This is a genomic window from Gordonia sp. SMJS1, assembly GCF_029866425.1.
GTDB lineage: Bacteria > Actinomycetota > Actinomycetes > Mycobacteriales > Mycobacteriaceae > Gordonia > Gordonia hongkongensis.
The window spans coordinates 703,586-717,090 of record NZ_CP123381.1 but is presented as its reverse complement, the minus strand read 5'-3'; the positions used below and the strand labels follow the sequence as shown (position 1 = coordinate 717,090).

At 67.5% G+C, this 13,505-nt stretch carries 12 protein-coding genes; 3 read left to right on the top strand and 9 right to left on the bottom strand.

What is annotated here, in order from left to right:
- The first annotated feature begins 4 nt into the window (after nucleotides 1–4).
- Entirely contained in the window at nucleotides 5–784 is a 780-nt protein-coding gene (locus QAD21_RS03325) for a cyclase family protein (RefSeq protein ID WP_065630168.1), read from the top strand.
- The gene (locus QAD21_RS03320; RefSeq protein WP_068970975.1) at nucleotides 784–2,454 is read left to right on the top strand and encodes a thiamine pyrophosphate-binding protein; all 1,671 of its coding nucleotides are present in this window, start codon (nucleotides 784–786) and stop codon (nucleotides 2,452–2,454) included. The genes QAD21_RS03325 and QAD21_RS03320 overlap by 1 nt, the downstream gene beginning before the upstream one ends.
- Nucleotides 2,455–2,542: 88 nt before the next feature.
- Here the strand turns inward: QAD21_RS03320 and QAD21_RS03315 are convergent, their stop codons facing one another.
- From QAD21_RS03315 to QAD21_RS03280, 8 genes are all read right to left on the bottom strand, one after another.
- Nucleotides 2,543–3,787 carry an HNH endonuclease signature motif containing protein gene (locus tag QAD21_RS03315; protein ID WP_068970974.1) on the bottom strand — a complete coding sequence of 415 codons (1,245 nt, stop codon included), beginning with the start codon at nucleotides 3,785–3,787 and terminating at the stop codon, nucleotides 2,543–2,545.
- A gap of 629 nt (nucleotides 3,788–4,416) precedes the next feature.
- On the bottom strand, nucleotides 4,417–5,793 hold the full coding sequence (locus tag QAD21_RS03310) for an IS1380 family transposase (protein ID WP_275892326.1): 1,377 nt from the start codon (nucleotides 5,791–5,793) through the stop codon (nucleotides 4,417–4,419).
- Nucleotides 5,794–6,173: 380 nt separating this feature from the next.
- A complete protein-coding gene (locus tag QAD21_RS03305) occupies nucleotides 6,174–6,986 on the bottom strand; it encodes a hypothetical protein (RefSeq protein ID WP_058251298.1) in 813 nt (270 codons plus the stop codon).
- A gap of 26 nt (nucleotides 6,987–7,012) precedes the next feature.
- Nucleotides 7,013–7,963: a polyphosphate kinase 2 gene (gene ppk2, locus QAD21_RS03300; protein ID WP_058251299.1), complete on the bottom strand. Its 951-nt coding sequence runs from the start codon at nucleotides 7,961–7,963 to the stop codon at nucleotides 7,013–7,015.
- Nucleotides 7,964–8,065: 102 nt separating this feature from the next.
- Nucleotides 8,066–8,587: a DUF6764 family protein gene (locus QAD21_RS03295; protein ID WP_058251300.1), complete on the bottom strand. Its 522-nt coding sequence runs from the start codon at nucleotides 8,585–8,587 to the stop codon at nucleotides 8,066–8,068.
- A gap of 109 nt (nucleotides 8,588–8,696) precedes the next feature.
- Nucleotides 8,697–9,137: an SRPBCC family protein gene (locus tag QAD21_RS03290; protein WP_058251301.1), complete on the bottom strand. Its 441-nt coding sequence runs from the start codon at nucleotides 9,135–9,137 to the stop codon at nucleotides 8,697–8,699.
- A gap of 114 nt (nucleotides 9,138–9,251) precedes the next feature.
- On the bottom strand, nucleotides 9,252–9,929 hold the full coding sequence (locus QAD21_RS03285; RefSeq protein WP_058251302.1) for a DUF4166 domain-containing protein: 678 nt from the start codon (nucleotides 9,927–9,929) through the stop codon (nucleotides 9,252–9,254).
- 138 nt (nucleotides 9,930–10,067) lie between these two features.
- On the bottom strand, nucleotides 10,068–10,676 hold the full coding sequence (locus tag QAD21_RS03280; protein WP_058251303.1) for a TetR/AcrR family transcriptional regulator: 609 nt from the start codon (nucleotides 10,674–10,676) through the stop codon (nucleotides 10,068–10,070).
- Between the two features lie 123 nt (nucleotides 10,677–10,799).
- Between QAD21_RS03280 and QAD21_RS03275 the strand changes: the two genes are divergently transcribed.
- Complete coding sequence (locus QAD21_RS03275) at nucleotides 10,800–11,282, top strand: PaaI family thioesterase (protein ID WP_058251304.1); 483 nt, start codon at nucleotides 10,800–10,802, stop codon at nucleotides 11,280–11,282.
- A gap of 5 nt (nucleotides 11,283–11,287) precedes the next feature.
- On the opposite strand, the gene QAD21_RS03270 is transcribed toward QAD21_RS03275, so the two are convergent.
- Entirely contained in the window at nucleotides 11,288–13,486 is a 2,199-nt protein-coding gene (locus QAD21_RS03270) for a glycoside hydrolase family 3 C-terminal domain-containing protein (RefSeq protein WP_165630631.1), read from the bottom strand.
- Between the last annotated feature and the right edge of the window lie 19 nt (nucleotides 13,487–13,505).

The window sequence follows — 13,505 nt, the reverse complement described above, 5'->3', positions numbered from 1 at the left end:
CTTCGTGCCCGACACCGCCCTGTCCGGCTTCGTCGCCGGCCTCGCCGACGGGTCGCTCCGCGTCGTCGATCTGACGACTCCGTTGAGTGCGGCGACGCCCGCGCTGCGACTGCCTGCCCCGTTCGCGAACCTGATCGACTTCAGTCTCGAAGAGGTCAGCGCCTACAACGAGCCGGGGCCGTACTGGCGGCACAACAACATCCACACCGGCGAGCACATCGGCACCCATCTCGACGCACCGATCCACTGGATCAGCGGACGCGACGGGGATGACGTCTCGCAGATCCCGGTGCAGCGGCTGATCGGCCCGGCGGCCGTCCTCGACCTGACCGACGAGGTCGCCGACGACCCGGATCATCTCCTGAGCGTCGCCGAGGTCGAGGCCTGGGAAGCCGAACACGGACGCCTCACCGCCGGCACCTGGTTGCTGTTGCGGACCGGCTGGGAGTCGCGGGGCGGCTCCGAAGCCGAGTTCCTCAACGCCGACGAGACCGGGTCGCACACCCCCGGGGTGTCGGTGGAGTGCGCGCAGTGGCTGGCCACCGAGCGCGAGATCACCGGCCTCGGAGTCGAGACCGTCGGTGTCGACGCAGGGCTGGCGGGCGGCTTCGATCCCGCCTTCCCCGTGCACTACCACTTCCTCGGCAACGACAAGTACGGGCTCACCTCCCTGCGCAACCTGGGCTCGCTCCCGCCGACCGGCGCGGTGATCGTCGTGAGCCCGTTGCCGATCGTCGGCGGCACCGGCAGTCCGTCGCGCGTGCTGGCGATCGTCGAGAGTTGATGGCGGCACCCGGCCGCTACGGCCCGACGGTCGCCGACGTCGCGGGCCGCGTTCTCGCCGATCTCGGCGTCGGCCATGCCTTCGGTGTGGTCGGCAGCGGGAACTTCGTGCTGACCAACGCCCTTCGGGCCGGCGGTGTCCCGTTCACCGCCGCCCGCCACGAGGGCGGGGCTGCCAGCATGGCCGACGCCTATGCGCGGATGTCGGGACGGGTGGGCGTGCTGTCGGTGCACCAGGGCTGTGGGCTCACCAACGCGATGACCGGCATCGCCGAGGCCGCCAAGAGCCGCACGCCGACGATCGTGCTCACCGCCGATGCACCCGCGTCGGCGTTGCGGTCGAACTTCCGGATCGACCAGGAGGCCCTCGCCGCGAGCGTCGGCGCCGTGAACGACCGTGTCTACGGGCCGACCACGGTGGTGGCGGATGTGATCCGCGCCTTCCGCACCGCGGTGACGCAGCGCCGGACCGTCATGCTCCATGTCGCCATCGACATCGCCGCCGCCGCAGCGGATTTCGAAGGACCTGTCGAGCTCTCCGCCGAACCGCCACGGCCGCGGCCCGAAGCCCGGTCGGCCACTCGCCTGGCCGAGTTGCTCCGTGCCGCCCGGCGTCCCATGTTCGTCGCGGGCCGAGGGGCGCGCTGCGCCGGTCCCGAAATCGCGGCCCTGGCCGAGGCCGCCGGTGCGCTGGTGGCGACGTCGGCGGTCGCGAACGGCCTGTTCGCGGGAAACCCGTTCTCGTTGGGCATCTCCGGCGGCTTCTCCTCCCCCACCACCGCCGAGCTGATCGCCGACGCCGACCTCATCGTCGGATGGGGTTGCGCCCTGAACATGTGGACGATGCGGCACGGCCGACTCATCGGCACGGACACGACCGTGGTGCAGGTCGACGTCGACATCGACGCCATCGGCGCGCATCGCCCGATCGACCTCGGGGTGGTCGGCGACTGCGGTGCAACGGCGACGGATGTGCACACGATCCTCGCGGCCGATGGCGGCACCACCGGTTATCGCACCGAGGAAGTCAGGGAACGGATCTCGGTGTCATCGAGGTGGCAGGACGTCCCCGTCACCGGCGAGGTGACCGCCGGCCGGGTCGATCCGAGGGCACTGACGATCGCGCTCGACGAGATCTTGCCCGCCGACCGCGTCGTCTCCATCGACTCCGGCAACTTCATGGGTTATCCGTCGACGCATCTGTCCGTGCCAGACGAGTTCGGCTTCTGTTTCACGCAGGCCTTCCAGTCGATCGGACTGGGCCTCGGCACAGCCATCGGCGCGGCGTTCGCGCAACCGGACCGGGTCCCGGTGCTAGGGACCGGCGACGGCGGATTCCTCATGGCCATCGCCGAATTGGAGACCGCCGTACGTCTGGCACTGCCGCTGGTCGTGATCGTCTACAACGACTCCGCCTATGGTGCCGAAGTGCATCACTTCGGCGACGCCGACATGACGACGGTGACGTTCCCTGAGGTCGACATCGCCGCGATCGCCCGTGGACACGGCGCGACGGGCGTGACGGTCACCGGCCTCGACGACCTCGACGAGGTACGGGACTGGGTCGCCTCGCTGCCCTCACCCGAACCTTCCGGGCCTCTCGTCATCGACGCCAAGATCACTGACGACGGCGGCGCCTGGTGGCTCGCGGAGGCCTTTGCCGGGCACTGACCCCGCCGGGATCGCCTCACACTGTGGAGTTGTCAAAGGTCGTGTGGCGCCGGGGTCGACGCCGGAGGGTCTGGTCTGCGCGGGGCAGTTATACGAGGGCGTCGTCGAGTCGCATGGTGCGCCGGTTGTAGGCGGGTCGGGGCAGGCGTCGGGGGTCGATGTCGGCGGGTGGGATGAGCCATGGGTGCCGGTCGGGCCCCATCACGACCTGCCAGCCGTGGTGATGGACCTGGGTGTGACAGCGTTGGCACAACAGGCACCCGTTGTCCAGATCGGTCGGACCACCATCGACCCAATGAACCAGATGGTGAACCTGCGTATGCGCGGCTGGCGCCCCGCATTTCACACAACACCGATCGCGCACGATGATCGCCTGCCGCAGGTGATGCGGGAACAGTCGCTTCGTGGTGCCCATCCGCAACGGCACCCCTTCGTCGTCGAGGACGATCTCGGCCACCCCACCATCACACGACAGTCGCCGTGTCGTCGACTCTGAGACCGCCCCCATCCACGGCAGGCGCGCCGGATCAGCGCAGTCGGCGGGGATGGTCACCATCAGCTGGGTGCGGGGTGCGCCGGCGGTGGTCATCGCCGCGCCGATCGCGGCTTGATCCAACAACAACTCCAGCGCATCGGCGCGTCGCTCGGCCGCACCTCGACGATCGGCAGCGCCGTCGGGTTCGGGACGCGGACAGGACCGTTCGTCGATCATGGACACGAACTTCTCTCCGATCACCGCGGTCACATCTCCGGCGATCGCGACCCGCCCGTCTTCGGTGATCCTGGTGTGCACGGTGTTCAGTGATGCGTCATCGGCCGCTGCCACAGTGCTGGGGTCGGTGGCGGCGACCCGGATGGCGATCCCACGCGCGTGGTCGTCGATCTGAGCGGGGGTGGCTCCGGAGAACGCCTGCGCAAGCAACTCACTCTCGTATCCGCTGCGCTCGTCGTCGGACGGCGCTGTGGCAGAACGTTTGTCGATGAGCGCTAGCCCGCGGATCACCGCGTCGACACACTCGGCAGACAGATAGCCCTCGGCAGCACAGTCGGCGACCTTCGGCACCGACTCCAGCCCGTCGGCGATCCGCACATAGCGGTGCGCGGCCGCGGGTGGCATGCCCATCTCGATCAGTGCGTTCCGTGTGGTCGACCCCGCCCGCGCTGCCGTACCCGTGGCGTCGAAAAGTGCTGTATGTACGGCGATCTGGTGATCGAGCACGTTGCTCAGCATCCGCAGCTCGTCGAGCCGCTCGTGCAGAGCACGGCCACTGCCGTCGTCGGGTGGTGACGGCAGTGAGATGAGGGTGTCGCGGAGCTCGGTGATCGAGGGCATGACACCAAGCTACTCGCAATCACGTTCGACGACGAGATTTCTCCACAGCCCTCATCGTCATCGAATCCTGTTGCACCGCAGTCGCTGCCACTCACGTCTCAGCGGTGAACGGTGGTGAACTGCGGTGAACAAAAACCCCACCAGTCACATAGGGTCAGCGTCTGCGACCCAACAACCACCGTGGTAGAGCTCAGACGAACTGCTTCAGCGAGCCGGCCCGACCTCGCACTGCATCCGGCTCCGACCGATGAACTCGAACTCGACGGATGCACTTCGATCGAAGTCCATCGGTCGAGTTGAGGTCCATCAGTCGGGGGTGCTCGGCGGACCCTGCGTGACACGCCCTCCGCAAGCTCCGGGCACTCCTCAGGGAACGGGCGTGACGCACACTCCGGGCAATCCTCAGTATCCGAGGCCTGGCGACCCGTCGTGGAGACGAAAGAACTCTGCTCCCTGAGCCTGAATCTTTCACGGGTGGGTAGGGTTTCGCCGATCGGTTGTCGGTGTCGCCTTTTGATGGTTGGTGCTGGTGTGTGGGCAGGGTGGATCGCCAGCGTTGGGTTCGCTGGTTGTTCGGGTTCTGAGGTGGGGTGGGCGGCGGTGACGGGGCGCGGTGACCGAGGGGCTGGTTAGGCGGTGAGGCGTTGCCAGCCGTGGCGTATGTGGTGGTTGTAGGGCCAGTCGGTGGGTAGTCGCAGGGTGGTGGTGCGGGCGTGGGTGATGATCTTGCCGCCGACGGTGAACAGGCGGTGGCGCAAGCGTTTGGGTTCCCAGCGGCGGATGGGGTCGTGGCGGTGGTAGCCGAGGGTTTGAGTCCAGGCAATGAGGTCGGAGGCCAGGGCGACGATATCGAGCCACAGTTGGTTTTTGGCGAATGAGTCGAACGGTAGGTTGGCCATGCCGGTGTCTTTGAGGCAGCGGATACGGTCTTCGGCGCGGGCACGTTGACGGTGACGCAGTTCCAGGATCGGCAGTGTCCAGCCGCGGCCGCGGGTGTTGGTGGCGAACACGGTGTAGCGGCGGCCCTCGATGTCGGTGATGAGGTGTTGGGCTCCGTTGTGGGGATATTCGCGGCGCGCGATCAGCCGCATCCCGGGTGGCCAGGGCTCGTAGGCGGTTTCGGTGTCACGGACCGAGCGCGGCATGTGGTCGGTGATCTCGGCGACCTGGGCATCAGCTCGTGGATCGGCGTCGTCGGTGTTGATCGCGGTCACCCAGGCGGCCTCAGGCAGCACGTCCAATGCGTCTTTGACCAGTTCGGAGATGGTGAACCCGACCGAGTACTGCAGGCGTTGCTCGGCCAGGTGGGCCAGGAACTTTTTGGCACACCCGGCCGAATCGGTACGTATGAGCACCTGGGCGCGTTCAGCGGCGGGCAGCTGGGCCAACGCCGCCTCGAGGGCCGCGATGTGCATGTCCGCACCTTTGGGTGAGGCACCTCCACGCCGCAGGTCCAGGTTCAGTGTTTCCCCGGTGCCGAAGGCGCCGTGGTCGACGAACGAACACATCGGGGAATGCCCGAACACCCGCTTATACGTTTTCTGGGCCTGTTCTTTGGCCGAGCCGGCGGTCACGGTCGTGGCATCGAGATCAACGATCACCAGCCCGCCATCGATGCTGCCCGCAGTGCCCTCCAACGGGCGGGCAATGCCCCACACCCGCTCCCGCGCCGCGGCGCGAGCCGCGCTGATCGCGGTACTGACCGCCTCGACATCGGTAGCCAGCCTGCTGATCACCCGCGAAATCGTCGGATCAGAGGCCACCTGCCCGTACAACTGTGGCTGAGCCCGGACTGTGGCCACATCGGCCACACAGTCACCACCGGTCGCCAAGGTGAGCGCCAGATCCAGCACGATCTTGGCCGGATCATGGACCGTCGCCGCGGTCCGCCACGGCGCCATCGCCGCGGTCAGCTCGGCTCCCAGGCCCGAGACCTGCACGGTTTTCGTCAGCAACACCCCGCCCGAGGTCGTCAGCACCGACTCAGTGCGCGTAGGGTCCACCATCAACTCGGGATACACGTTATTCTTCACCTGCGAGGTGCCTTTCTTCTTGTGACTATTTGTTTGTGGTGAATCAATAATCACAAGGCAGACAGGCACTTTCGCGTATCACACGCCGAACACCAGCAACATCAGTGAAATATCCAGGCTGAGGAGGCCGGAGCCTGCGGAGGCCGTCTCGAAGGGTCCTGGCGAGATGCGTCGCCAACCCTTCGAGGCTCGTCGCTATCGCTCCTCGCACCTCAGGGAGCAGAGGGAAGGCATCGCCTGCGCTCCTCGCACCGCAGGGAGCAGAGGGAAGGCATCGCCTGCGCTCTCGCACCTCAGGGACCAATGGTCATGTCGTTCTTTCGGATCAGGGGGCAGGGTTGACGCACCCTCCCTCAGCGCCGCCCGATGATCAGCCGTCCCAGGATCCCGACGGCGAACATCGCGACGCCCACGCCGCCGACGATCAGTGCGACCCGGGTGACGTCGTCGTAGGCGCCGTCGATGATGAGCTCGGCGACCTGGCGGCCCGAGCGCTCTGCGCCGGCCACCTCCTGCTTGGCGCGGTCGGCGAAGAACAGGCCCATGGCCCAGGTCGAGACGCCGGCTGCAAGCACGCCGAGCCCGAGCCACGCGAAGACGGTGCCGCGTCGTCGGGCGATCAGCAGCGCGAGCACGGCTGCGATCACGGCCACCGCCGCCGAGCCCCAGGCGAGCAGCGTGATCTGGCTACCCACCTCCGCGTACCGGCCCGCCTCGAGGCCCGAGGAGCCGTTGGTCAACTCGACGACCACCGGCCCCTGGATCGCGTTGCCACCGGTCAGGTTCAGGGAGCGGTTGATCATGTTCGTGATGTCGAGTTGCATCACCGAGGTGTCCGAACCGGGCGCCGGCTCCTCGAACAGGAACGCGTGCTGCTGGCCGACGACATCGGCGAAGTCCTGCTGGAACTGTTCACTCTCGGTGTAGCGGCCCGCCAGCGGCCGCACCAGGACGCCGGCGATCGGCAGGTCTGTCCGCGCGGTCGCCTGCGCGGCGATCTCATCTGCGAGGTAGTCCTTGACCTGCTGGTTCTCGGCCATCGGCGCGACCGTGGCGACGAACCCCGCCTGGTCGACGATGCGTTGATCCAGCCAGAAAGACGGTACGGCGAGAACGGTCGCCGCGATCGCGACTAGTGTCAACAGGGCACTCAGGAAGCTACGCACAGCCACGAGGCTACCGAGCCGGGGAACTACTCCCCGATCACATCCGCGGCGCGGCCGACGATCAGCGGGTCGGGTGTGCCCACGAAGGACTCGTTCTTGCCGTCGTAGTCGAAGAGACTCAGCACGTGACGCATGGCGTTGATGCGCGCCCGCTTCTTGTCGTTGGACTTCACCACCGTCCAGGGTGCGTGGTCGGTGTCGGTGGTGGCGAACATCGCCTCTTTCGCCTCGGTGTAGGCATCCCACTTGTCCAGCGACGCCAGGTCCATGGGCGACAGCTTCCACTGGCGCACCGGGTCGATCTGACGGATCGCGAACCGGGTCCGCTGCTCGAGCGGGGTGACCGAGAACCAGAACTTGACCAGGTTGATCCCGTCGTCGACGAGCATCTTCTCGAACGCCGGGACCTGGGCGACGAACTGCGTGTACTGCTGCGGACTGCAGAACCCCATGACCCGTTCGACGCCGGCGCGGTTGTACCAGGAGCGATCGAAGAACACCATCTCCCCGCCGGCGGGCAGGTGCTGCACATACCGCTGGAAGTACCACTCGGTGGCCTCGCGTTCGCTGGGCTTCTCCAGGGCGATCGTGCGTGCGCCGCGCGGGTTGAGGTGCTCGTTGAATCGTTTGATGGTGCCGCCCTTGCCCGCCGCGTCTCGGCCCTCGAAGACCAGCAGATGCCGCTGCCCGGTCTGCTTGGACCACTTCTGCAGCTTCAGCAGTTCGATCTGCAGCCGCCGCTTGGTGACCTCGTACTCGCGGCGGCTCATGCGCTCCTCGTACGGGTAGTCCTCGCGCCAGGTGTCGACGACATTCCGTTCGGGCAGGGTCAGCAGGACCGGGTCGTCGTCATCGTCGTCGTTGACCGTGAAGTGCGTGGTGTCGTGGAGGTCGACGAGTTGCTGAAGTGCTTCGCGGCCGTTGAGCACGCTGAAGTCGGGGCCGATCTGGGTCTCGGGATCGTGGAGGTCGGTCACTCCACAACGATAGGTCGAAGCGGCGAACGACGCCCGACGCTCCGGTGAACTACCGTCGCGCCGGGCGTGTTCTGTCTCTCAGGTGTCGTGAGGTGGAGCCGCTCAGTTCCGCAGGTCGATCGAACCGGCGTGCAGACATGCCTTACCCGTGCTGGTGTCGAACGCGGTCGCGAAACCGCCACTGCAGCGGGCACCTTCGGGACCGGCGTAGGCCTCGCCGCCCCAGCCGCCGATCGCCACCGTCGTACCACCGCGACGCGCCTGGGCGACGGACAGTGCGCTCGGGCCGGTCGTGACCGAGTAGGCGTTGCCCCGGCTGTTGGCGCCGGCGAGCGCCGTCGAACCGGGCTGCAGGTTGTAGGCCGCGGCGTTGCCGCCGTTGTCCGAGACCGAGACCGCGGTGCCGCGACCGCTGTATTCATCGGCACTCGCGCGACTGCCGACTCCGGCCTTGGCGCCGCAACCGCTGCGCCCCTCGACACGCTCGACCTGATGACCGTTCGACACCGAGCAACGCGTGTCCGCCGCGGCGACCCCTTCGCCCGACAACCCGGCGAAACCAACACATCCGGCGAGCCCCGCCGCCAGGACCAGGCCGCGAACGGCAAACTTCTTGATTCTCAACTGCTTTGGCCTCCATAGCTCGGGCGCCCGGTAAGGAACGCCCTCAGCGTACAGGGGCCGGCGCCGTGGAGGAGACGATCGACTCGTCACGTCCCGGTCACGATCGTCCTCAGGCCGCCGCGCGCTTCTCCACTTCCGCGGTGAGTCCCTTGCGCGCGGTGTCCACGGCCATCTTCTGGGCGCGTTTCACGATGAGTCCGGGCAGCTTGATCTTCAGCTCGACGGCCAGGTCGAAGCGGACATGGGCACCCTTGTCGGATTCGGTGACGGTGTACTTGCCGTGCTGCTCGCTCAACTGATTCGACTCGATGAGGTGCCATTCGCACGAGTTCTCGGTCCAGTCATAGGTGCAGGTCTGCTCGTCGGAGATACCCGCGGCGGTGACGACCATCCGCACCTTCTGCGGCGTGCCGTCGTCGTAACTGGACAGGATCTCGGCTTCCTTGTGCGGTCCCGACCAGTCCGGTAGGGACTCGATGTCCATGAGCACTTCCATCACCACCGAGACGGGGGCGGCGACGTCGAATTCGATGTTCGCTGAGACAGCCATGCGTTGAACCTACCGCGCGCCCTGGCCGCCGATGCAACGAACTGTCGAGGCTGTGTCGAGCCGCGACGGAGTCGCCCTGGATTGCCGCGACGGAGTCGCCCTGGATCGAACCGTTCAGCTCTCTCGGTCGACCAGGTTGACCGGCCACGCCTCGTCCGGGATGTCACGCAACGAGCACGCCTGGTCGACGGCGGTGAACCAGCCGCGGAAGTGCATGATCTCGCCGATGACCGGGTTGCGGACGGTCGCGTCGCACCGGAATCGATCCCGTTTCTCGTCCCACCCCTCGATGTACTTCATCTGAGCGGTGAACAGCCCCTTCATCCCGACCTTGGGTCCGCGTCCGAGCCAGCGCATCGGTCCGCTCTCGAGCAGCAGTTCGCCGGATCGCGTCACCGACGGTTCGATCGGATACAGGAACTCGGGGCCGTCGCCGAAATAGTCGACCAGGCCCGTGCGCCCGGCCACCAGCAGGGAGTTCAGCTTGCGCGGGCCGGTCGTGTACTGGAAGTTCCGCAGCACCGCGAGCGACTCGCGCCCCAGCTCGTCGGAGTAGCAGTAGTAACCCTGGGTGAACGGAACCATGCGACTGGTCTTCGAGGGCAGCGCATTGCGCTTGGCGTAATGCCACAGGGCGGGCGGCGGCAGCGCCGACGACACGTAGACCGACTCGTAGATCCCGCTACAGACCTGCGCGACACCGGAAGTCGAGTCGATGCCGTAGCGCCATGCGACGTTGGGATGCAGACGGTCGAAGTCCGAACCCAGCGCATGCCGGAAGACCGGCGTCATGGCGCAACCTCCCCGAGCTCACCCACCGATTCGAGCCCGTCCCGACGATGAACGGATACAGGCCAGACGCCACCACGGCGGTGACGACATGGTGAACCTACTAACGGAGCACACCTGTGTCCAACGTCTCGCCCCGGATCAGACCCGATCGACGGCCGCGTCGCAGAGGCTCGCCAGCTCGGCGATGACGCGATCGAGGGGTTCGACGCTGCGCCGTGTCTGGCACAGTCCGACCGCTCCCTCGACCGCCGCGATGATGAGGTTGGCCAGTGAGTCGGCACGGTCGCTGTCGACGCCGTCGACCACCAGCCGCGCGGTGACCAGGTCGGCCCAGCGCTGCAGGATCTCGGCGGATGCGTCCGCCACCGCGGGTTCGCTGCGGCGGGCGAGTCCGCCGGCCAGCACGGGGCAGCCGAACTGGAAGTCGGTGTTGACCAGTAGTCGCCGCCACACCCCGCCGATCTCGCGCACCGTGTCCGCCGGGGTCATCGTGGTCGGACGCCCGATGCGTTCGGCGATGAACTCACCGGCGTACCGGACGGCTTCGGTCATCAGTTGGGTCTTACCGCCCGGAAAATGGTGGTAGATCGATCCCCGTGGTGCGGAACTCGCCGAGATCACGTCGCCGATGGAGGTGGCGGCGACCCCGTCGCGGCCGATCAGATCGGCCGCGTGCACGACCATGCGTTCGCGGGGGCCGCGGTCGTCCGCGCCGGTGATCACGGACTCGGCGGGATGTGACGCCATGCAGCAACAACTCCTATGCCGACCCTCATACAACCGATTGTGGCCAGCATACATAGCATCGGCCGAGGTCATCCCGTACGCGAGGCCGCGCCGATATGCAGACCTTCATAATCGCGGCGGAGTATGCAACCATGCATAGTCATGACTACCACGACCGACGCACCCACCGACCCCACCGCCATGTCCGGACTCGAACTGCTGCGAGCCTGGCAGGCGGGCGGCGCCGGCTCCGACCGCCCGAGCATCGGCCGCCTCCTGGGCATGGTGCCCAAGCAGATCGACGAGGGCGCGGTCACCTTCGCCGTGACTCCGCAGCCCGACTTCGCCAACCCTCTCGGCACCGTTCACGGCGGCATCTGCGCCACGCTGCTGGACTCGGTGATGGGGTGCGCCGTCCACACCACCCTGCCCGCCGGGGTCGGCTACACGACGCTGGAGCTGAAGGTGAACTACATCCGCTCGGTCGCCGTGGACGCCGGGGAGCTGACCGGCGTGGGTACCGTCATCCACGCCGGCCGCACCACCGCGACCGCCGAGGGCAAGGTGTTCTCCGCCGACGGCAAGCTCGTCGCCCACGGGACCACCACCTGCATCGTGTTCCGGTAGCGCGATCAGTCCGTGCGTGCCGCCGCGATGATCGCGGCGATGTCCTCGTCGCGCATCCCGAACCCGGCGAGGCGTCCGAGCGGTATAGACGCCATCATCCGTGCCATGTCGACGCCCAGGGCGTCGTCGAAGCTCGTCAGCGGGTTGTCCTCGAACCGGGACGCGAGCGCTTGCGCCGCAGCAGGATTCGCCAGGACCTCGCCGAGGGTCGAGTTCTCGTCGATCGCGAGGCGAACCTCGTCGCCCGCGATCTCGACGGTGGTGGTCAGCCGGATGTCCCGGCTCGACGCGCCGACCTCGACGCCGTACTCACCCGGTTCGACGATCCAGCGGTCGACGCGGGTGTCCCAGTAGGCGAGGTCGTTGCGGTCGATTGCGATCGAGATGATCTGCGACTCACCTGGTTCGAGGCCGCGGGTGGTCGCGAAGCCCGTCAGCTCGCGCGGCGGTCGTCCGACTCGTGAGTCCGGCTTCGACGTGTAGACCTGGACGATGTCACGTCCGGCTCGAGAACCGGTGTTGGTCACCGTCAACCCGGCGACCACACCGGTGACGCCCGGATCATCCGATGCGACGGACAGATCCGAGTACTCGAAGGTCGTGTAGGACAATCCGTGCCCGAACGGGTAGGCGATCTCGATGTCCCGGGCGTCGTACCAGCGGTAGCCGACGAAGATGCCCTCGCCGTAGCGGATGTGCGAGTTCTCGTTCGGGAAATTCAGGTATGCCGGGGTGTCCTGCAACCTGACCGGCACGGTCTCGGTGAGCCGACCCGACGGGTTGACCGCCCCGAAGAGCACGTCGGCGATGGCCCCGCCCCCGGCCTGGCCGAGGAGCGCGCCGTCGAGGATTGCCGGGGCCGCGGCGATCGATCCCAGGCGGAGGACGCCTCCGTGAGCGAGCACGACCACCGTTCGCGGTTGCACCGCCAGGATCGCGGTCAGCAACTCGACCTGGTCCGCCGGCAGTTCGATGTCGTCGCGGTCGAAGCCCTCCGACTCCTGTGCGGCCGCGAGTCCCAGGAACAGCACGGCGGCATCGGCGTCCGCCGCCGCGGCGATCGCGTCGGCCGTATCCACCGGCGAGCCGTCGGTGCTGAAACCCTGTGCGTAGGTCACCGTGCCACCTGCTGCCCGGATCTCGTCCACCGGTACGTCGAGGCGCGTCGGGTTCACGTGCGAACTCCCGCCGCCCTGATAGCGGGGGTCGTGCGCGAACGAGCCGACGACCGCGACGGAGCGTTCGGGGCTCAACGGGAGCAGATCGCCGTTGTTCTTGAGCAGGACGATGGACCGCGACGCGGCCTCGCGCGCGAGTCGGTGGTGGAGATCGAAGTCGACGACGGACCGGTTCGCCCGGCCCGCGGCGGCCCGCTCCGCGAGTTCCCGGACCGCCCGGGCCGACCGGTCCACCGCCGCCTCGTCGAGGGTTCCGTTCCGGACCGCGTCCACGACCTGCGCGTCGGTGCGGTCCCCCGGGCCGGGCATCTCGAGATCCAGGCCGGCGGCGACCGCCCGAACGCGGTCGGCGACCGCACCCCAGTCGGAGACCACCACGCCGTCGTAGCCCCACTCACCCCGCAACAAGTCGGTGAGCAGCCACCGGTTCTCCGCCGCGTACGTGCCGTTGATGCGGTTGTAGGAGCACATCACGGTCCACGGGTTCGCCGTGCGGATGATGTGCGCGAAGGCGCGGAGGTAGATCTCCCGGATCGGGCGCGGGTCGACGTCCGAATTCGACCGCATCCGGTCGTCCTCGGCGTTGTTCAGCGCGAAGTGTTTGAGCGACGTGCCGACCCCGATGCTCTGTACGCCGCTCACCCACGCCGCGCCGAGCCGGCCCGTGACGAACGGATCCTCGGAGAAGTACTCGAAGTTGCGGCCGCACCGGGGATCTCGCTTGATGTTCACGCCCGGGCCGAGCAGTACGTCGACGTCGAGACCGCGTGCCTCGCGGCCGAGCGCTTCGCCGACACGACGGATCAGCTCGGTGTCCCAACTCTGGCCGAGTCCGACCGCGGGCGGGAAGCAGGTGGCGGGTTCGCTGCCGGCGAGGCCGAGGTGATCGGTGGCGCCGGTCTGTTTCCGGACCCCGTGCGGACCGTCCGTGAGTGTCAGCGCGGGAACGGAACCGACCGATTTGGTGGTCCAGAAATCGGCGCCGCTGCCCAACGCGGCCTTCTCGGTCGAGCTGAATTCACTCACTCCAAGACACTACCGACGA

Coding starts and splice junctions, on each gene's coding strand:
- QAD21_RS03320 (WP_068970975.1), top strand. CDS start 784: ATGGCGGCACCCGGCCGCTACGGCCCGACGGTCGCCGACGTCGCGGGC.
- QAD21_RS03315 (WP_068970974.1), bottom strand. CDS start 3,787: ATGCCCTCGATCACCGAGCTCCGCGACACCCTCATCTCACTGCCGTCA.
- QAD21_RS03310 (WP_275892326.1), bottom strand. CDS start 5,793: ATGGTGGACCCTACGCGCACTGAGTCGGTGCTGACGACCTCGGGCGGG.
- QAD21_RS03290 (WP_058251301.1), bottom strand. CDS start 9,137: ATGGCTGTCTCAGCGAACATCGAATTCGACGTCGCCGCCCCCGTCTCG.
- QAD21_RS03285 (WP_058251302.1), bottom strand. CDS start 9,929: ATGACGCCGGTCTTCCGGCATGCGCTGGGTTCGGACTTCGACCGTCTG.
- QAD21_RS03280 (WP_058251303.1), bottom strand. CDS start 10,676: ATGGCGTCACATCCCGCCGAGTCCGTGATCACCGGCGCGGACGACCGC.
- QAD21_RS03275 (WP_058251304.1), top strand. CDS start 10,800: ATGCAACCATGCATAGTCATGACTACCACGACCGACGCACCCACCGAC.